This is a genomic window from Vibrio sp. 10N.222.55.C6 (assembly GCF_041473395.1).
Classification (GTDB): Bacteria; Pseudomonadota; Gammaproteobacteria; order Enterobacterales; family Vibrionaceae; genus Vibrio; species Vibrio crassostreae_C.
Genome location: NZ_JBFRSD010001000.1, coordinates 1 through 418, shown reverse-complemented (window position 1 = coordinate 418; position 418 = coordinate 1). Strand labels below are relative to the sequence as shown.

Annotated in this window: 1 protein-coding gene; it reads left to right on the top strand. The window is 43.8% G+C overall.

Translation table 11 applies throughout. From position 1 onward, the window contains the following. Positions 1-418: ATP-binding protein (locus AB4486_RS27255; RefSeq protein ID WP_372119907.1), on the top strand; the 418-nt coding region annotated here is incomplete at both ends.

The following is a 418-nucleotide window of genomic DNA, read 5'->3' as shown; positions in this document are numbered from 1 at the left end:
TTGGTGACTCTGCACGTACACGTCAGATCTTATTTAACTTAGCAGGCAATGCAGTCAAATTTACTGAGTCAGGAAAGGTCGAAGTAGAATTCTTGATAGCCCCTACTACTCCACCAATCGTGAATATTTTAGTGACGGATACGGGTATTGGTATAGCAGAAGACAAGATCGACCATATATTTACCGCCTTTGAACAAGCTGAGCTTTCAACAACCCGTAAGTTTGGTGGCACAGGGTTAGGGCTTTCCATTGTTCAGCAGTTAGTCGAACTGATGGGCGGAACAATTAAGGTTTCCAGCCAGCTTGGTTTGGGCACTCAATTTAAGATCTCTTTGCCGTTAGAAATGCATGAGCTTGAAGAACAAGTCATCGACCAAACGCCAACCAAAACCAATGAGACTCTCGATGACTTCTCAGT